The organism is Methylobacterium sp. CM6257 (genome assembly GCF_054611515.1).
The window spans coordinates 159,539-178,275 of the sequence record NZ_CM137735.1; the positions used below are offsets into that span (position 1 = coordinate 159,539).

Consider the following 18,737-nt stretch of genomic DNA (forward strand, 5'->3'; position numbering starts at 1 on the left):
GCGGCTTTTGAGACCAACCTGTAGCCTCTCAGGGTGATCGCCCGCGGCTTCCGCTACAAGCTGGAACCCCAGCCCGAGCAGGAGACCCTGTTCCGGCAGTTCGCGGGCGTGTGCCGCCTCGTCTACAACCTCGCCCTGGAGCAGCGGGCGACCTGGGGCCGGAAGCACCGGCTCGGTTACGTCGCTCAAGCCGCCGACCTGACGAAGCTCCGCGCCGAGTTCGACTGGCTGCGTGCCGTCTACGTCTCGTGCCAGCAGCAGGCCCTGCGCGACCTCGACCGGGCGTTCCAGAACTTCTTCGCAGGCCGCGCGAGCTTCCCTCAGCCCCGCCGTCGCGGTGTTGACGACAGGTTCCGGTTCCCTGGTCGCGAAGTCGCGGTGAAGCGGCTCAACGGTAAGTGGAGCGCCGTGCGCCTGCCGAAGATCGGCTGGGTCAAGTTCCGCGACACGCGGCCGATGCGCGGCGACCTGAGGAACGTGACCGTCCGCCTTGATGCCTCGGGCTGGCACATCGCCTTCACCCGCGCGATCGCGCACGACGCGCCCGCGCCAAGCCCGGAAGTGGTCGGCATCGACCGCGGGGTCGCCACGACGTTGACCCTGTCCACGAGCGAGAGGCTGACGCTGCCCGCGAGCCTGGAGCGGATCGAGGTCCAGAAGCGGAAGGCACAGCGCATCCTCGCCCGGCGCAAGCGCGGCTCGAACCGCAGGCGCAGGGCTCAGGCCCGTGTCGCGCGCCTCCAAGCCCGGCAGGCGCGCATCCGACGCGACTTCCACCACCGCGCCGCTCTCGACATCGCGCGCAGGTGCGGCGTGGCGGCCTTGGAGGACCTGAACACGCGTGGCATGACGGCCAGCGCGCGGGGCACGGTGGCCGAGCCCGGCCGCAACGTCCGGCAGAAGACTGGGCTGAACAGGGGCATTCTCAACGCGGGCTGGCACGTCTTCGCGACGCTCCTGACCTACAAGATGGAGGAGCGCGGCGGTCAGGTGGTCACCGTGCCCGCGCGATTCACGTCGCAGACCTGCACGGCGTGCGGTGTGGTCGATGCGAGGAGCCGCGAGAGCCAAGCGCGCTTCACCTGCATCGGTTGCGGTCACGAGGACCATGCCGACGTCAACGCGGCGATCAACATCAAACGGCGGTGGAGCACACCGTTGCTGGACGTGGAGGGTGTGCATCAGCAGCCCTGTGAAGCGTCAACTGGACGAGGCCTCACGGTCTCCGAAAATCCCCGTCCTTCAGGTCGGGGAAGGTGCTAACAATGACGTCTATGGCCACAAGGCTGGCGACCGCGTGCTGGTCGAGGTGGCCCGCCGGCTGCGTACCACGCTGCCGGAGCAGGGCCTCGCCGCGCGGCTCGGGGGCGACGAATTCGCTGTCCTGTACGATCCCGCGCCGTCCGGCCCGGGCCACGCGGTCCTGGCGGCGAGCCTGATCGCCGCGGTCGCGCAGCCGTTCGACGGCTTCGACGCCGGCAGGCTCGGGGTCAGCATCGGCGTTCATGCCGGCCCGGAGCCCAGCCTGACCGAGATGCTGAGCTGCGCCGACGAGGCACTCTACGCCTCGAAGGCCGCTGGTCGGAACCGCTACCGGTTGTTCGATTTGGGTCTGCGCGAGCGCCTGCAGATGCGGCGCGACCTTGAGCGCGACCTGTCCCAGGCGCTGGCGGAGAATGCCCTGGAGGTCTGGTTCCAGCCGATCTACGCCGGCGATGCCCGGATGTTGGCGGGTCTGGAAGCGCTGGTGCGCTGGCGGCACCCGCGGCTCGGCTGGATAGCGCCCCCTGACCTGATCGCCGCGGCCGCGACGGCCGGTCTCACCGAGTCGCTGCTCCGCTACATCCTGGAGCAGGTCTGCGGCATGATGCAGATCCTGCGCACGCGTGGTCTCCCGATGGTCCGCGTGTCGATCAATGTCTCGCCCCGGGAGATGGCGCAGGTGCCGGTAGACGAGATCGTGATCGAGCGCCTCGGCGCCCTCGGCCTGCCCTCCGCCATGCTGGAGGTCGAGATCACCGAGGAGACCGCCCTCGACATCGGCGCGGTGCAGGGCAAGCTCCAAGCGCTCTCGCGCGCCGGGATCCGGGTGGCGCTCGACGATTTCGGCATCGGCTACTCCTCGCTCTCGTCCCTGCGGCAGCTCAGGGCCGACCGGATCAAGATCGACCGGAGCTTCGTCACCGGGCTCAGTACCTGCGACGACAAGCGCGGGCTGGTGCTCGCGGTCCTCGGTCTCGGCCGGCTTCTCGGCCTCGAGGTGGTCGCCGAGGGCGTCGAATCCGCCGAGGATCTCCAGTCGCTGCAGGCGATGGGCTGCCCGTTCCTCCAAGGCTACCATCTCGGACGTCCGATGCCCGTCCGCACCCTGGAGGCCACCGTGTTCAACGCCCGGGACGAGGCTGCCTGAACGCGGCCCGGCGCCGGTACCCTGAGGCTCACGCGGTGAGGGAGGTCCTGATCTCCCGGATGGGCGTCGGCGAATGCCACAGCCGGGCGACATTCGCACCGATCAGGCCCACCGCGGAGAGATCCGTGGACGACCTGAGCCGCACGCTGCCGGGGTACAGAAGCGATTCCGATCCGAACCGGTCGATGGCGCGCTGGATCTGCAGGTAGGAGAGCCCGCGCCGATAATGCTGATGCAGGATGTCCGAACGCTCCAGCCGGCGGTCGAGGGCGCCGAGGAACTTGTAATGCGCCAGCGCGGTGACGGTGTCGGCCAAGCGCGTGTTCGAGTTGCCGTGCGGGTTATGATAGGTGAAGCCCGCGCGAACATAGTTGAGGGGACGCTTCTGCTGCGCAGGCAATTCGATCGGCCAGATCGCCGCGAGCGCAGGCAGCGCGCTTGCGGGGAGCCGATCGACGAAACGGTCCACCTGATTGCAGATTGTCTGGTGCCATGCGCCCCGCCGGCTTTCCGCGTCGAGGCTGGACTGGAGCCTGAGCCTCGGCCCGCCGATGACCTGCAGGAAGAACGGAACCGGCGTCGGGTCCCAGGGGCGTTGAGGCCAGGGGCGAAACAGGTAATCCGCGTCGAAATAGGGCATCTGCTCGATCACCGACGCCGCACCCGTCTCCGCCGCCTTCCGGAAGCTGCCGGACGGGTACATGTCGATCATGCTGGCATAAACAGTATCGGCACCTTGCTGGCCGATTCGTTCACAGAATTCCGGAAGCGGGACGCGCTCACAATCTTCGTAATACAGAAATTCGTCGCAATCCACGACCAGGCACCAGCGCCCGGTACAATGGGCATTCAGGATCTCGTTCATCCAATCGGCGCCATACCGCGCCTGACGGAAGCCGCCGTCCGACTGGAAGACATGGCAGTCCGGCTGATCGAGGAGGTAGTCGAGACTTCCGTCGTCGGAATGGTCGTCGATGATGAAGAAGGCCGCGACGCCGAGCCCACGGTAATGGCGCAGAAAGTCGGGCAGGATGGTCTTCTCGTTCTTCATCGGCGCGATCAGGGGCACGGCGCTGCCCTCGAGCTTGATCGGTCGGTGATCGAGCCGGCGTAACTGCGTGCTGGACATCCGCGCTGCGATCCTGATTCGACGAGTTACAGTATAGGGCGTCGGATATGTGCGCCGTCGGGCGGCAACCGAGACGGTTCTTGGAAGCCGAGACGCGTCGAGATTGCCCCCTCGGCCCTTGAAGTGGGCTATTTTTTGCAGCCGCCGCCCCCGGCGACATCGACCCGCAGGAGGAGCGGTGCACCGCTCAGACTGAAGGACATGCGATCCGTTCCTTTAGCGATCGCCTTTGAGGCCGAACCCGCGACGGGATCGAACAGGGTCAGCGTGGCATTCTTCTGCGGAAGGACCAAGGTCACAGGCGTTTCGAAGGCCGCGACGGGACGATGGGTCGTGTTGTCCCACAATCTGCGATTGTCCCAGACGGCGACGATCCAGGAGCGATCATTCAGTTGATAGACTGCGTGGGCGGCGGTTTCGGGCAGGCCGTCGAGGCGATACGACAGATCCGCCCGGGAGGTGGAGGCGGCACCCCCGTCGCGCGAGACGATCGTGATCAGGTTGCGAATCGCCTCGTAAGCGGGCTTCGGCCGCCAGTCGAGGGACACGACCCCGAAGTAGCCCTGTTGGTCGGCTCGATCCGTGTACTGATCCAGGAATTGGTAGATGAAGACCTTGCCGATGTCGCGCGTGCTGGCATTCAAGAGGAGGTCGAGCAGCAGATTGGCCTGAAGATCTTCCGAGACGCCTTCGAAGTAACCCGGGCCAGCCAGCGTCGGGTAGCCGGCCTCCGTAATCCAGATTTTCTTTCGATCGGGATTGTGGTCGATCTCATCTTTGGAACCGCTGTCGATCTCGCCCAGCAGGCCGTCGCCAGAGCGTGAGTAGACATGAATATTGCCGATATCCGCCACGTTAGTGAATGTTGGATATGAGGTCATGGCGACGATCGGAATGTGCTTCAGGATCGGGCTGGCCTTGACGCCGCTGTAGAGCGCGTCCTGAAACTTCTTCGCCGCCGGGATGCCGTCCAGGCCGTCGAACTTGACCGGCCAATTGTTCACTTCGTTCGGCCCCTCGATCGAAAGAATGGAGCCGGGGAATCGTTTCTCCCAGTATTCCAGCTTTTCGATCAGGAGGTTGTCCCATTTTCGGTCGATGACGAAATTGAACTTGATGCCGGAGCGCGCTGCCACCTCCAGCGGCACGCGTCCCGGTCCGGCAAACCCTTCCCGGATCTGGTTGACCCCCAGATCCTTCAGCATCGCGATGACGCGCTTGAAATCGGTGTACTGCCAGCCCTGCATGAAGTGCGTGTTCATCCCGATCGACTCGACCAGAGCATTGCCGGGTTTCGCTGGCGGACAGGAGAACGATTCGGCAGAAGAGGCCGCCGTGCTCCCGCAGAGGGACAGCAGCAGGAGGCTCAAACCGAGGGGTCGTCGCATTGTTGCCTCTCTCGACTGAACGATCATGGGCACAGGGATCGGATCGATGATGGGCTCAACTTTTCTGAATGCGCCAGTGCGCGATCCCGATTCGGTCGCGGCCTCGGGCTGCCGGCCCTGAAGGCCCGAGCCGACGCGTGTCGGGTGATTTGGAGCGCCCGCATCGTTTGGGAAACCGTTCCGTGTCGCGGAGCGGTGACTCCCACGTGAGCTGAACGAAGACCACGGTGTTCATCCGCGTGGGGCAGGCGCGACACTTCCGCTTCGTGGCGTGCGGGAATGGCCAGTTCGATAAAAGCGGTGGGGCCGGACGACCTCAATCCGTTGGTCGCCGGATCGAGATCGCGGTGCGCCCTCCGCGTGCCGGTCCGTTTGGCCTGTGAACGGCCTCGATGATCAGGGACGATCCGTCCTTTCGGAATAGCGGCGCCTGATCCGAAGCGAGGCCGCGCACCAGAGGCGATCCGGGAGCCGGTAAAACCGAAACCCGGCGACAATCGCTGCCGCGATAAATGGGAACAGGTACGCCAAGCCACTGAGGAGCGGGCCCGGCGGCAGGTCGACTTCCGCCTGATCGTACCAGAGCGGATCGGAGTCCCGACCTGGATCGTTCTCGTCCAAGATTGGACCCTCCGCCGTGGAACCTGAGCGCGGCGCCGGGGAATTAGCAAATCGTTTACCACCCATTCTGTCGGTGCCGATAGGCCGGCGAGTGTGGATAGGACCTCGGAATGGCGCGGGGTCAGTCCTAGGTTTCGCCGCGCATGGGGCGCATGAGGGCGCCGAGGAGGAAGCCGAGCTGGCCGCAGACCAGGAGGGCGGCGCCGCGCCGGACGAAGCCGGCGCTCAGGCCGAGGTGGTGGACATAGACGCCGTAGGCCAGTTCGGCGGCCACGAGCGGCAGGAACAGCAGAAGCCACCAGACCGAGCCGAAGCGCCCCAGTCCCAGCCCGAGCAGCGCGTTCAGCAGCAGCCCCTTCATCGCAGCCCGCCCCCACACCCGCCTGGGTCAGGTCCGGGTGGTAGACCGATCCCGCCCCGCGCGCCATCGTGGCGGTCCGGTGGGGGCGGGGTTTGCTAGCGGCTTCCGCGCTGGGCGAGGACGGCCGGGACGGTGCGCAGCAGGATCGCCAGATCCCGGCGCAGGCTCCAGCGGCTGGCATAATCCAGATCCAGCGCCACGCGCTCGGCATAGCTGGTGTCGGAGCGGCCCGAGACCTGCCACAGGCCCGTCACGCCGGGCGGCACCGCAAAGCAGGTGGCAAAGGCCCGCCCGTAGCGGGCCACCTCGGCGGGCACGATCGGGCGCGGGCCGACCAGGCTCATCTCGCCACGCAGCACGTTCCACAACTGCGGCAGCTCATCGAGCGAGGTCTTGCGCAGCACCTGCCCGATGGCCGTCACCCGCGGGTCGTCGCTGAGCTTGTGGCTGGCCTCCCACTCGGCCCGGGCCTGCGGGTTGGCGCGCAGATAGGCGGCCAGCACCGCCTCGCCGTCCACAACCATGGAGCGGAACTTCAGGCAGCCGAAGCGCCGCCCGTCCCGGCCCAGCCGCATGTGCCGGAAGATCGGCGCCTTGCGGTCGCCGGCATAAACCAGCGCGGCGATCAGCAGCAGCAGCGGCAACAGCAAGAGCAGCGCCGTGGCCGCCACCGCAATGTCGAGCCCGCGCTTGGCCGCCCAGTCCAGCCGCAGGCCCCGGGCCACGAACGGCGCCGGCGGCAGAACCGCCTCCGCCACCGCCTCCGCCGCCTCGACAGATCCCGCAAGGGCACCCGTCACAGGCTCCGATCCCTCACCACAATGGTGCGGTGCAAAGGCGGGCGACTGAAGCGGCAGGCCCGTGCGGTGCAGCATGGTCTCGGCTCCTGGAATGCGACGTCGGCCAATCAGTGAATTAATCGTTAACAGCCCTGGTAACAAATGAATCGCCCTGTTACAAGCTTGGCCATAGCGTCCTGTGCAGTCTAGATTGTGTTCATGCGGCCATGTCGAGCGCTGTACATTTTACGAGGAGGCCTACATCCGCCGAGGTCCATTTGAGTGGGCGATGGCACGGGCCGTCCATTGCCGCGAGACATCCTAGTGTCGCCACGCGGCAGAGTTGCGCGATTGCTCGCGCAGCTTGTGCGGCGCACGCGCGTGCGTTGCGGGGTACCTCGATTCCCACCGTGGGGCGAACCGGGGCCCGGCTTCAGCTGCCGCTGGCCTGCCGAGGATGTTCGATAGGAAGGCCGGAACGACGTTGGCGTCGTACAGGTGGAAACGACGGCGACTGGGCGCGCATGATCGGGCAGGACGAGGTTCACCGGCGGGGGTGTCGCCCCGCCGATGGGCCGTTCGCTCGACGTATGGCCGCGTATCGAAGGTTCGGTACGCTCCCGGACGCCCGACATGGATCGACAAGGTGCCGGATCGGCACTCGGGCATGGGAGCGGTGAGGCTGGATGGTGCCCGTCAGGGGTGGCGCAAGTGCCTGTCGCAAATCGAAAACGCGCGATTTGCGCGCGTAAATGTGGGCTCAATAGAGCGACCTTTTCAATCCTCGGCACACGGTAGCCATGACAAGGCCGTCATGGCGCCCTATGTTTGGCTCGCTGCCAATCGGGCCGGAGAGCTCGGCCTACCGGTCCGACGTGTGGGCTTGGAAGGGGCAGGTTGCCGCCGCTTCGGCTCGGATGCAAGCGGATGCTCGTGTTCCGCGCCGGAGAGTCGCTCCGACCTCTTGCGGTGGCGCGCGGGCTGTGTCCCGGGCGGGCGCGGCAGGACTTCGATGTTCGGCTGAGGCCGCCCAACGACACGCGACATGCATGAGCCTGTGCGAATGTGGAGCTTCTGATGTTTCTGACGCCTGAAGCGGTGCTTGTGCCGGATGCATGCGCGGTCGAGCGGCCCTTGCCGGTCGAATTCGTGGGCCTCCGCGCAGGCGGGGCGCTGCAGCTGTCCTCGTACCGGACAGCCCGATCGGGAGCCCAGGCGTTGAATGGGCCTCCGGCATTCGGAGAGCTCCGTGGGGGCGGACGAGGGATGCCGTTCGCTGTCGATGACACCAGATTGAGAGGGGGGCCTTGAGGAAGCCGCGCCCCCGGCCAGTGCCTCCCCGAACCGCCCGGCAACGGATGGCAGCCCGCTGCTCTGAAGGTCTGGCGTCAGGTCAGGCTGGACGAAACGGGCCTGCGCCCGGCGCGATCGAGCGCTCTGCGCAGGGTCGATGTCCGGCATGGCCGTGTAAGCTGCGTCTTCCGGCGATTGTATCTGCTAGGGCATAATTTATGAAAGTTGCAATCGTCCATTACTGGCTTGTCGGGATGCGAGGCGGAGAGAAAGTCGTCGAGGCGCTGTGCAATCTCTATCCGGGAGCCGACATCTTCACGCATGTCTATGCTCCGCAATCCATGTCGCCGGTCATCAATGCTCACCGGGTCCAAACGTCGTTCATAGACCGGCTTCCGTTTTCCGCCACGAAATACAAATCCTATCTGCCGCTGATGCCGATGGCCCTCGAGCAGCTCGATCTGAGGGGATATGATTTGATCATCAGCAGCGAGTCCGGGCCGGCGAAGGGTATTATCCCGCCGTCTGACGCGATTCATATCTGTTACTGTCACTCGCCGATGCGTTACGTCTGGAACATGTACCACGACTATCGCGAGCGGACAGGTCTTTTCACGCGCTTGCTGATGCCGCCGGCCGCTCATTACGTCAGGAACTGGGACGCGATTTCGGCAGGACGTGTCCACGAATTCATCGCCAATTCAGCCACCGTCGCTCGCCGTATCGAGACATATTACCGTCGCCAAGCGGCGGTCATTCATCCACCCGTCGATACGTCCGCGTTCGAGACCGTTCCGGAGAGCGAGATCGGCGATTACCACCTCATGGTCGGGGAACTGGTGCGATACAAACGGCCGGAACTGGCAATCCAGGCGTTCAATCGGCTGCAGAAGCCGCTCATCGTGATCGGGGGCGGGGAAATGCTCCGCGAGCTTCAAGGGATGGCGGGCCCCCACGTCAAGCTTCTCGGTCCCCAGCCCTTTGACGTGCTGAAGTACCACTACGCACGATGCCAAGCTCTGATCTTCCCGGGAGAAGAGGATTTCGGCATCGTTCCCGTCGAGGCCATGGCGAGCGGGCGGCCCGTGATCGCCTACGGAAAGGGGGGCGTCACGGAAACCGTCATCGACGGGGTGACCGGAACCTTCTTCCACGAACAATCCGTCGACGCGCTGATCGACGCCATCCATCGCTGCAAGGCCATCGCGCTGGATCCCGGCCGGATCGCACGCCGGGCGTCCGAATTCAACGTCGGCCGCTTCTCGGACGAGATCGAGCGCTTCGTCGACACGGTCTTGAAGCGCAGGGGGGGAGTCTCCTCTAGGAGCCACCGTGAGCAGAGCCGGGCTTATCTGGTTCAATAGTTCCTAGCATGCGGCTAATTTTTCAAGATTGAATTGAAAACGTCAGTTTGTGAGAGGTCCGATTGGATGTCTGAGAATGCCGAGCCGGTCTATCCCATGATCCTGTGCGGTGGGACGGGGACGCGGTTGTGGCCGGCGTCGCGGGAGAGCATGCCCAAGCAGTTCGCCCGGCTGGTGGACGCGCGGGTCTCGACCTTCCAGGCCAGCCTGGAGCGGGTGGCGGACGCGGCCGTGTTCGCCCGCCCGACCGTGATCGCCTCGGCGGAGGCGCGCTTCATCGTCGCCGAGCAGCGCGACCAGCTCGGGCTTGCCGCCGACATCCTGCTCGAGCCGCAGGGGCGCGACTCGGCCGCGGCCGTGGCGGTGGCGGCGCTGCACGCGGCGCGCACCGATCCGCAGGCCGTGGTGCTGGTCATGGCCGCCGACCACGTCGTGCCCGACACAGCCGCCTTCGTGGACGCGGTCCAGCGCGCGGCCGCCGGGGCGCGGGCCGGCTACACCATGACGCTGGGCATCGAGCCCGACCGGCCGGCCACCGAGTACGGCTACATCCGCCGCGGCGAGCCGATCGCGCAGGTGCCCGGCGCCGCCCGCGTCGCCCGCTTCGTCGAGAAGCCCGACCGATCCGGCGCCGAGGCGCTGATCGCCGAGGGCGCGCTGTGGAACTCGGGCTACTTCCTGTTCCGCGCCGACCTGATGCTCTCTGAGCTGGAGGCGTTCGTGCCGGAGGTGCTGTCCGCCGCGCGCGCGGCCCTGGAGGCGGCGGTGACCGATCTCGACTTCGTGCGGCTGGATGCGGCGGCGTTCGCGCAGGCGCCCAAGATCTCGATCGACTACGCGGTGATGGAGCGCACCGCGCAGGCCGGGGTGCTGCCGGTGGCGTTTGCCTGGTCGGATGTCGGCACCTGGGACGCGGTCTGGCAGGTGCTGGAGCACGACGAGGCCGGCAACGCCGTGCGGGGCCGGGTGTCGCTGATCGGGACGAAGAACAGCCTGGTGCACAGCCAGGGCGAGGGCCTGACCGCGGTGGTCGGCTTGGAGGACGTGGTGGTGGTCTCCACCCCCGACGCGGTGCTGGTGGCGTCCAAGGCGCAGTCGGGGCAGGTCAAGGAGCTGGTCCATGCGCTGCGGGCCTCGGGCGCGCCGGAGGCGGACGCGCATCTGCGGATGTACCGGCCGTGGGGCTGGTACCAGCGGATCGACCTGGGCGAGCGGTTCCAGGTGAAGCGGATCCAGGTGGTGCCGGGCGGGCGGCTGTCGCTGCAGAAGCACTACCACCGGGCCGAGCACTGGGTGGTGGTGCGCGGCACGGCCGAGGTGACCATCGACGAGCGCGTGGTGCTGGTCCACGAGAACGAGGCGGTCTACCTGCCGATCGGCTCGATGCATCGCCTCTCCAACCCCGGCAAGATCCCGCTGGAGCTGATCGAGGTCCAGGTCGGCTCCTACACCGGCGAGGACGACATCATCCGCGTCGAGGATATCTACGGACGCTGAACGAGACCGCCGGCCCTGCCGCCGAAGGTCACTCGGGTTCGTTCGAGGGCTGGATCCGAGCGCAATCCCGCCGGATCCGGCGTCTGAGCCCTGATCTGACGGATTCTGTCACGTGAGAGCTGTATCGACCGCGCCGAGAGCGGTTCAGGACGGGAGCTTGAACTCTGTGGCCCACGCGGCCCATGATCCGGGAGGCCCAGTGCGGCCTTCTCCCAAGAACTGCAACCCAACGACGCTTTTTCCCGATAGACAACCGCCGGTTGTTTGCCGAAATGCCCTTCATCGACTGATCGGAACAACCATTCTGCAAACGCCCAGCCAGAATTCACTCTGCAGCGCCGCCCCGAACGCGCGACAACCTGTCTCGCCGAGGGTTAGGCACTATGTATGTGTAAATGCCCGGCTGCGAAATTGACGGAAGGTTCTCGATCAGTTCTGCCCTTACACCTATAGCCGTGCTAAATAGGAGTGTTTCCATTATAATGTCGCAAATGTGCGATCTACCGTGAGCCGCTCAGGAAGGCGGCAACTCGGTGAACCACGCGGCATGACCGGGCTAGCACGATTCGTGCAAAAGGGTCATTATTACTTTCTGGCGGTCGTAATCCGGCGTCGTGCGGTAAGCATCGGGAGTTATCATGTACAATCAGAGCTTCCGGCCGAATGTTCTGCCGACGCTCGACGCTGAAGATCGCAAGAGCGCCATCGGTTTCGGTGATGTCCTGCGCTTCCTGCGGTCCGCATTGCCCGTGGTCGCTGCTTCGGTTGCCGTATTCGTCGGGCTCGCGATCGTCTTCTGTATGGTGGCGAAGCCGAGTTATACGAGCACAGGCCAGATTCTGCTGGAGGCCAACCAGGCCTCGGCAGTGCTCATGGAGTCCAGCCGCAACGCTGGCGTCACCGAAACCGAGGCTGGGCGCATCGAGAGCCAGATTCAAGTCATCAAGACGAGCCGGATCACCGAGGCGGTCATCCAGAAGCTCAATCTGCTGAACGATCCGGAATTCGCGCTTCCGGAACCGAAGCCGCCCTTCTACGCTCCGCTGCTCGCGGCACTCGGCAAGGAGAAGGCCCCGGCGCAGGATCTCGCCGCCGCGCGGATGACCTACGCGGTCGATGCCTTCTCCAACCGGGTCGCGGTGCGGCGCGTCGGTCAGTCCTCGGTGCTGGACGTCCAGTTCAGCTCCGTGGATCCGGCCAAGGCCACCCGGATCCTGGATGCGCTCCTCGAAGCCTACATCGAGGCGGATATCGCGGCCAAAGCCGACAATGCGCGGCGGGCGAGCCAATGGCTGAACGAGCGCCTCGACGAACTGCGCGATCAGATGTCCGAGTCGCGCGGGGCGCTTGAGCGCTTCAAGGCGACGAGCGATCTGCAGAACGCCGCGGATCGGAGCGTGAAATTCGCCCAGCTGGAGAGCATGGCGCAGACCCAGAGCCGCCTGTACGACGCGTTTTTGATGCGCTCGCTGGAGACGGTCCAGAAGATCACGTACCCGGTTCCGGATGCCCGCATCATCGGTGCCGCCACGAAGCCGCAGGGGCGTAGCTTCCCGAAGGTCGGTTTGACCGTCGCCTTCGCGGGCTTGATCGGTGCCGCGGCCGGCGTCGGCATTTCGATGGCCCTGCGCGGCGCCGACCAGCGGATCCAGTCGGTCCGCAACGTCACGGACCTGACACATGTGCCGGTGCTCGGCACCGTCGCCAGCGCGCCCGGGCGTCGCTCCGCTCGGCGCGGCGGCGCGAGCCAGTATCTCCAGGACGTCAGTCGCCTCAAGGTGATCGGACAGGAGCCACGGGTCGCCAACGACCTGCGGGCCCTGAAAGTCGCCGTGAACGCGGCGCTGCTCGGCCGTCCGATGAAGCGGCTCGGCATCACGTCCCCGGGGCACAACGAGGGAAAGACCACGATCGCGTTCCATCTCAGCAGGCTGCTCGCCTCGTCCGGCATGCGGGTGCTGCTCGTGGATCTGTGCGGCGAGGATCAGACCCTGAGCCGCAGTCTCGCGCCCGAGGCCCGGCTCGGCGTCTCCGACTATCTCTGCAATCCTGTGATCCTGCCGCAAGCGGTCATCCCGTACGGGGCTGACAAGAACCTGTACTTCCTGGCCTTCGGAAACGCCGAGACGCCTGTTTCACCCGCCGAGATGTTCGCGGCCAAGCAGCATCTCGCCGAACTCGATGTCCTGAACCAGACGTTCGATCTCATCGTTTTCGATCTGCCCGGCACGGAGGTTTCTCCGGAAGCCTTCGCCCTCGCACCGCTCCTGAACGCCATGGTCGTGGTCGTCGAGCATAAGAAGTCCAGGCTGCCGGACCTTGCGACCAGTCTCGAGAATCTGCGGGTTGCCCGCACCGAGGTTCTCGGCATCGTGATCAACAAGACCACATGAGAGTGTGTCCGGTGACCGTATCGTCGTCCATCGCTGGGATTGCCCGTATGACCCTCTCTGCCGCCCGTTTGGTGCTGCGGCATCGCGCACGCCATCTGGCCGGCCTCTCGGCCCTCGTTCTGGCCTGCCTCATCGGTCTGGGGGCTTCCCTGGCGCAGGCGGACGATTACCGCCTCGGACCTCAGGACAAGGTCCGGATCAAGGTCGTCGAGTGGCGACCGGGCAATGGCGAAGCGGTCGAGTGGGAGGCGCTGTCCGACAGCTATGCGGTGACGGCGTCGGGCAGGATCTCGATGCCGATGCTCGGCGAGTTCGATGTCGACGGCCGGACCTCGTCGGAGGTGGCGGCGGCCATCGGTGCCGAGATGCAGAAGAGGGTCGGCCTCGCCACGCGCCCCGAGATCTCGGTCGAGGTCGAAACCTACCGGCCGATCTACATCCTCGGATCGGTGGAGAAGCCCGGCGATTATCCCTACCGGCCCAACATCACGACGCTCCAGGCCGTCGGTATCGCCGGCGGCTTCTATCGGGCCGGTGGTCTGCAGCGCGACCGCATCTCGGCCGAGGGTCTGCTGGAATCGAGCCAACTGGCCCTCCAGAGAGGACTCATCCGCGAGGCGCGGCTGAAGAGCGAGCTCGCCGACCGGGTGGACGTCAAGGTGCCGAAGGAACTTGAGGGGCGCGACGTGCAGGGCCTGGTCGCCGACGAGGAAGCGGCTGCCCGTGCCCGGGCCGAGGCGTTCACGTCCCGGATCAAGGCCGCCGACTCGTTGAAGGCGCTTCTCGACGAGCAGATCAAGACGCTCGACTGGAAGATCGCCTCCCAGAACAAGCAGGTCGAGCTTTCGAAGCGCGAACTGCAGACCTACGCCTCCCTGACCAGCCAGGGTCTCGCTCTCTCGACCCGCCAATTCGCTCTGGAGCGCAGCGTCGCCGAGGCGGAGGCGCGCAAGCTGGACTTCGAGATGGCCGCGTTGAACGCCCGGCAGGATCGCCAGAAGGCGGATCAGACCCAGAACGATGTTCGGAACGAGCGCCGCACCAAGATCCTCGCCGAGTTGACGGAAATCCGCGGCGAAATCGAGCAGAACCGTTCGAAGGTCGGGCTGCAGGAAAGCCTGATGGCCGAGGCCAACGTCACAGGGCCGACGGTGGTCGGAAATCCCGACCGGGAGGTCCAGGAAGCGCAGCCGATCTTCATCCTGACCCGGCGGGATCCGAAGCGCGACACGACATCGACAACCGTCGTGTCCGCCGCGACCGCCCTGGAGCCGGGGGACGTCCTGCAAGTCCAGATTCCGAACGCCAACGCCAATGCCCGCCGCAATGGTGACAGCCGCAGGAATGCGCCGGACCGGCGGTCCTCAGTGCAGGCCGATTGAGGGCGCTGCGGGTCGGATCGGACCGCGGGATCGTCACCCGTGCCCGGTTGGAGCGGCACCCATGATGCGCGGAGAAGTCCGATGTTGCAGCAGAGGTCCGCGCGAACCGAGGCCGAGCCGGAGAGCATAGGTGCTTTCCGGCGGCTTGCATTTGGGATTCGTCCGTCGTGATCGTTGAGCCGGTCGGCTTCGTCGCCCTCCTTCTGGGTCTGACCTGTTTCTGGTTCGGGCCTGCATTCACCATCTACACGCTCCTGGCCACCTCATTGTTAGGGGCCGCGGCGGCCGCGATTCTGACCAGTGTCGGCGGTTCCAGTATACCTCCGTCGCACGTATTGCTGATTTTTGTTCTTCTTGAGTTTTCGCGTCACCGCTGGATTCGCGAAGGGATGTTCTCGGCGATCGCGCCGCCGCGCGCCGGATTCTTCCTTATCCTGATGCTCATCTATGTAGTGATCTCAGGTCTGTTTCTGCCGCGCTTGTTCGCCGGCATGACTTATACCTTCGGCAATCGCGAGGGCACGGGTATTCTGATGCCACTCATGCCGAATTCCGGCAATTTTACGCAGATGGTCTACTTCATCGGCGACTGTATCTGCTTCATGATCGTTGCCGCCTACACGCGGCGTCGAGAGACCGCTTTCATCACGGCTAATGCCATTCTGTTCTGCTGTGTCGTCGACCTGTTCTTCGCGGTCCTGGACCAAGTCACGTACCTGACCGGAACCGCTGATCTGATCATGGGGCCGATCAGGAACGCGAGTTACGCGATGCTGAACGACAACGTGGCCCTCGGCATCAAGCGTCTGGTCGGCAGCTTTCCGGAGGCATCCGCCTACGCCTTCGTGACGCTCGGATTGTTCGGCGCCAGCTTCAGCCTGTGGCTACGCCATTACCGCAGCCGCTATTCCGGAATTTTATCGTTCCTGTTGATGTTCAGCCTGTTCATCTCGACGTCGAGCACAGCCTATGCGGGCGCGATCGCGTACTTGGCCGTTGCCTATGCGGAATGTCTGTACAAACTGCAGCGGGGGCGTGCCACGTACAACATGTCGTTGTTCATTTTCGTCGCACCGTTCGCCGCCCTGTTCCTGGCCATTCTGCTCCAATTCTTCGATTCCGTGCTGATCGCGTTGTCGGAAATGGCCGACGACGTGCTCTTCAATAAGATGAGCTCGGCATCGGGCATCGAGCGGGGTATGTGGAACCAACAGGCCATAACCAATTTCTTCGACACTTATGGCCTCGGAGCGGGGATCGGCAGCGTGCGAGCTTCCAGCTTCGCGACCTCTCTGCTCGGAAATATCGGCGTCTTCGGCGCCGTGGCCTTCGTTGGCTTCATATTCCTGATGGTGTTCGACAAGCGCGATCGCGATCCCGAAGTCGCGCGTGTGCGGGAGGCCGCCGCCTCAGGGGCCATCGCCTATGTTCTGGCGGGCTCGGTCTCCGGCGGGTCGGTCGATCTCGGCCTGGTGTTCTGCGTCCTCTCCGGGCTCGCCTGCGGGCGGACAGCCGCGCAATCCGTTCCGCAGCACAGCCGGGTCTCGGCGGGCAAGCCTCCTGCCGACGCAGACGCGAGCTGGCCGGTGATCAATTCAGAAGTCGAGCACGCGCATCGGGCTTAGGCGACCGCTCACGAGATCCGCGATGGCCCGGACATTTCCGCGAACTCGACCGCGGCGATCGACATAGTGCTCCGGCCATAAGGATTTCGCGAGGTTCGCGAGCACATTGCGCGTGATCTGCGCCGAGGCGCGCAGCGGCGTGCACGTCCCTTTCCGCAGCAGGTAGACGGGATTGGCGATCTGGGAATATCCGAGCCGCACGCCCGACTGGCGCCCCGACTTCGTGCCGAGATGCACGCCCTTCGCTTGGCGGACGCGGACGATTCGCCCGAAACGCGCCATGCGACGGCTGAAATCGACGTCTTCCCACCACGCGTAGAGAGGCAGGGTCTGATCGAACCGCACCGCGTGCTGACGGGCGACGACGAGATTGATCCCCATGTTGCAACCATAGGAGTTGTAGACTTCGCTCATCCGCGACACATCTGCCGGCGGGAGTATCGGCTCCCGCCCGATCAGAGTCTCGGCATCGTCGAATGGCAATCCAGGACCGAGGATCCCGTCCTTGAGAACGAGCCCCGTCGTCATCACCACATCGGGGGCAGATTGGAAGACGTGTTCCGTCTGCGCCAAGTAATCCGCATGCGGGACAAAATCATCATCGAAAAAGACGATACGGTCACACTCCCGCACGGCGTCCAGCACCGCGTTGCGCTGGATCGGCAGGCCCCGAGGTCCCACGATCAGCGTCAGATCCGGATACGCCTCCAGGCCCATGACATCGGCATCCTGCGGAGCACAGATGACGATCCGGTCCGGCCGCCGCGTCTGGAGCCGGATGAAATCGAGTGTGCGGCGGAGCGTCTCTGCGCGACCGACGGTGGCGATCCCGACAGCCAAAGCACCGCCGGCGGTCGATTGTGAGCCTGCCGGCGGCTTCACACTGTCAAACTCCTTGAACATACGTCCGATATCCAGAAGCTGCGCTACTCTGTGGGCGGGCTGAACGTCCGTCGGATCGGGCGGCAATCAAGCTACACACCTCCGGCATTCCTGGCGCTCTTCACCCTCTACCGGCACGCGGCCAGTTCGAGGTACTGGCGTGCGCCCGCCGTCCAAGAGAACTTGCGGGACTGACTGACGCCCGCATCGACGAGCTGCCGCCGGAGGCCCGGTTCCTGAGCCAAGCGCCTGATCTGCGTGAACCACATCCGGGCATCGTTGGGATCCGCGTAGAGCGCCGCGTCGCCGCAGACCTCCGGCATGCTGGCAACGTTGGCCGATACGACCGGGCAGCCAAGTGCCATCGCTTCGAGGGCCGGCAGCCCAAAGCCCTCCGTGGTGGAGGGAAAAGCCAGACACAGGGCCCGGGCGTACAGGAAGGCCAGGTCGTCGTCGGAGACCGGGCCGAGCATGATGACGTTGCTCCGAGCCCTCTGTTCGATGCCCTGGAAATAACCGCCGGACCGGCCGGCGATCACAAGGTCGATCCCAAGTTGATCGAGATCCGAAGCGATCGCTTCGACGATTTGCGTGTTCTTGTGACGAGCACGACTTCCGATCATGAAGACGAACGGGCGCTTCAGATTGTTCTGAGCGATCAGACGGGATTTGCCGGCATCCCAGCGGAGGGCGTGCTCGTGGCCGTTCGGGATGACGTGGACCTCACGGTTCCCGGAGACGCCGTACTTCTGCAGCATCATGCGTGAGAAGTTCGACACCGTGACCAGATGCTTTACGCGACGAGCCAGGATCGGCAGCATGAGTCTATAATATGTTCTGAAGCTGAAAGTGTAACTGTCAGGGACGATATAGATATTGGCGTCGTGGACGCAGAGGATCTGGTTGCCGTAACCGACGGGCCCGATGTTGCCGAGCGACAGCAGGGGGCCCCGGGCAAAGAACGGCAGGACGATCTGGGCCCAGATCGGTCTCGGAATCCTAGGCGTAGAAATCGGACTCGCCGGCTGCGTAATCGATTCACTTTCGAGGGGGCCGATCCCGATCACCCGGATCTGTTCGTGCGTCCAGCCTTCCACGGTGGCGATCTCAGTGATGGCCGTCAGGATCTCCGAGGCATAGCGTTGCACTCCGGTGACCTCTTGGGTCAATATTCCGCCGTTCACAGAAATCATTGTGTCTCGACCTTGGGCCTTGCTCCCGCGTCCTGCAGGTAAATGTGCGGCGTTGCTTTGCTGGTACAGCGGATTATCCTGTGAATATTGATGTGAGTGGGGATGTGGATTGTGTTCTCGGCTGGCGAATCCGGCGGATATCTGCAATGGTCAGTGCGCTAAAAGGGTGCCGGCGAACCTCTCGATCCACTCGGCATCGCCGCCATAACGCTCGATGCGATCTCAATTGAAGTTTCGCTGAAAGTCCCCTAAAATGCAATCCTGTCCGCGATGCGTAGGGAGCTTTATTTCCCTCGTTTCTTCTGTGTCGAGGCCCTTCGTTGATTGAGATGCGCGTGAGAATCGGCCTCTCGGCATGGCTATTTCTCAAGTTTGTGGGCGTGATGTCTCAGTGGCTTGAGGGGGCTTTGCGTGTTGATG

Annotated in this window: 13 protein-coding genes and 1 pseudogene; 7 read left to right on the forward strand and 7 right to left on the reverse strand. The window is 64.7% G+C overall.

The window, feature by feature from the left end; genetic code table 11:
• Positions 1-33 precede the first annotated feature (33 nt).
• Complete coding sequence (locus ACYCO6_RS00870; protein WP_459768474.1) at positions 34-1,263, forward strand: RNA-guided endonuclease InsQ/TnpB family protein; 1,230 nt, start codon at positions 34-36, stop codon at positions 1,261-1,263.
• A gap of 1 nt (position 1,264) precedes the next feature.
• Positions 1,265-2,410 (forward strand): annotated as a pseudogene (locus tag ACYCO6_RS00875) (putative bifunctional diguanylate cyclase/phosphodiesterase); the annotation flags it as partial.
• Positions 2,411-2,438: 28 nt separating this feature from the next.
• Here ACYCO6_RS00875 and ACYCO6_RS00880 read toward each other — a convergent pair.
• The 5 genes from ACYCO6_RS00880 to ACYCO6_RS00900 form a co-directional block, all read right to left on the reverse strand.
• Entirely contained in the window at positions 2,439-3,539 is a 1,101-nt protein-coding gene (locus tag ACYCO6_RS00880) for a glycosyltransferase family 2 protein (RefSeq protein ID WP_459768475.1), read from the reverse strand.
• A 128-nt stretch (positions 3,540-3,667) separates the two neighbouring features.
• On the reverse strand, positions 3,668-4,909 hold the full coding sequence (locus ACYCO6_RS00885) for a hypothetical protein (protein ID WP_459768476.1): 1,242 nt from the start codon (positions 4,907-4,909) through the stop codon (positions 3,668-3,670).
• A gap of 414 nt (positions 4,910-5,323) precedes the next feature.
• Positions 5,324-5,548, reverse strand: a complete 225-nt coding sequence (locus tag ACYCO6_RS00890; protein ID WP_459768477.1) for a hypothetical protein — start codon at positions 5,546-5,548, stop codon at positions 5,324-5,326.
• A 127-nt stretch (positions 5,549-5,675) separates the two neighbouring features.
• A complete protein-coding gene (locus ACYCO6_RS00895; protein ID WP_459764598.1) occupies positions 5,676-5,909 on the reverse strand; it encodes a hypothetical protein in 234 nt (77 codons plus the stop codon).
• 95 nt (positions 5,910-6,004) lie between these two features.
• Complete coding sequence (locus ACYCO6_RS00900; protein WP_459768478.1) at positions 6,005-6,784, reverse strand: sugar transferase; 780 nt, start codon at positions 6,782-6,784, stop codon at positions 6,005-6,007.
• Positions 6,785-8,199: 1,415 nt separating this feature from the next.
• Here ACYCO6_RS00900 and ACYCO6_RS00905 point away from each other — a divergent pair.
• The 5 genes from ACYCO6_RS00905 (at position 8,200) to ACYCO6_RS00925 (ending at position 16,242) form a co-directional block, all read left to right on the forward strand.
• On the forward strand, positions 8,200-9,345 hold the full coding sequence (locus tag ACYCO6_RS00905; RefSeq protein ID WP_459768479.1) for a glycosyltransferase: 1,146 nt from the start codon (positions 8,200-8,202) through the stop codon (positions 9,343-9,345).
• A gap of 96 nt (positions 9,346-9,441) precedes the next feature.
• Entirely contained in the window at positions 9,442-10,842 is a 1,401-nt protein-coding gene (locus tag ACYCO6_RS00910) for a mannose-1-phosphate guanylyltransferase/mannose-6-phosphate isomerase (protein ID WP_459773388.1), read from the forward strand.
• 638 nt (positions 10,843-11,480) lie between these two features.
• A complete protein-coding gene (locus tag ACYCO6_RS00915) occupies positions 11,481-13,235 on the forward strand; it encodes a polysaccharide biosynthesis tyrosine autokinase (protein ID WP_459768480.1) in 1,755 nt (584 codons plus the stop codon).
• A gap of 47 nt (positions 13,236-13,282) precedes the next feature.
• Positions 13,283-14,617: a polysaccharide biosynthesis/export family protein gene (locus ACYCO6_RS00920; protein ID WP_459768481.1), complete on the forward strand. Its 1,335-nt coding sequence runs from the start codon at positions 13,283-13,285 to the stop codon at positions 14,615-14,617.
• Positions 14,618-14,784: 167 nt separating this feature from the next.
• Positions 14,785-16,242, forward strand: coding sequence for a hypothetical protein (locus ACYCO6_RS00925; RefSeq protein WP_459768482.1), 1,458 nt, complete (start codon positions 14,785-14,787; stop codon positions 16,240-16,242).
• Here the strand turns inward: ACYCO6_RS00925 and ACYCO6_RS00930 are convergent.
• Complete coding sequence (locus ACYCO6_RS00930; RefSeq protein ID WP_459768483.1) at positions 16,213-17,211, reverse strand: glycosyltransferase family 2 protein; 999 nt, start codon at positions 17,209-17,211, stop codon at positions 16,213-16,215. The two genes, ACYCO6_RS00925 and ACYCO6_RS00930, sit on opposite strands and share 30 nt — an antisense overlap.
• Before the next feature lie 41 nt (positions 17,212-17,252).
• Positions 17,253-18,317, reverse strand: a complete 1,065-nt coding sequence (locus ACYCO6_RS00935; RefSeq protein WP_459768484.1) for a glycosyltransferase family 4 protein — start codon at positions 18,315-18,317, stop codon at positions 17,253-17,255.
• Positions 18,318-18,737: the final 420 nt, after the last annotated feature.

Coding starts and splice junctions, on each gene's coding strand:
- ACYCO6_RS00900 (WP_459768478.1), bottom strand. CDS start 6,784: ATGCTGCACCGCACGGGCCTGCCGCTTCAGTCGCCCGCCTTTGCACCG.
- ACYCO6_RS00905 (WP_459768479.1), top strand. CDS start 8,200: ATGAAAGTTGCAATCGTCCATTACTGGCTTGTCGGGATGCGAGGCGGA.
- ACYCO6_RS00915 (WP_459768480.1), top strand. CDS start 11,481: ATGTACAATCAGAGCTTCCGGCCGAATGTTCTGCCGACGCTCGACGCT.
- ACYCO6_RS00935 (WP_459768484.1), bottom strand. CDS start 18,317: ATGATTTCTGTGAACGGCGGAATATTGACCCAAGAGGTCACCGGAGTG.
- ACYCO6_RS00895 (WP_459764598.1), bottom strand. CDS start 5,909: ATGAAGGGGCTGCTGCTGAACGCGCTGCTCGGGCTGGGACTGGGGCGC.
- ACYCO6_RS00910 (WP_459773388.1), top strand. CDS start 9,442: ATGATCCTGTGCGGTGGGACGGGGACGCGGTTGTGGCCGGCGTCGCGG.
- ACYCO6_RS00880 (WP_459768475.1), bottom strand. CDS start 3,539: ATGTCCAGCACGCAGTTACGCCGGCTCGATCACCGACCGATCAAGCTC.
- ACYCO6_RS00920 (WP_459768481.1), top strand. CDS start 13,283: ATGACCCTCTCTGCCGCCCGTTTGGTGCTGCGGCATCGCGCACGCCAT.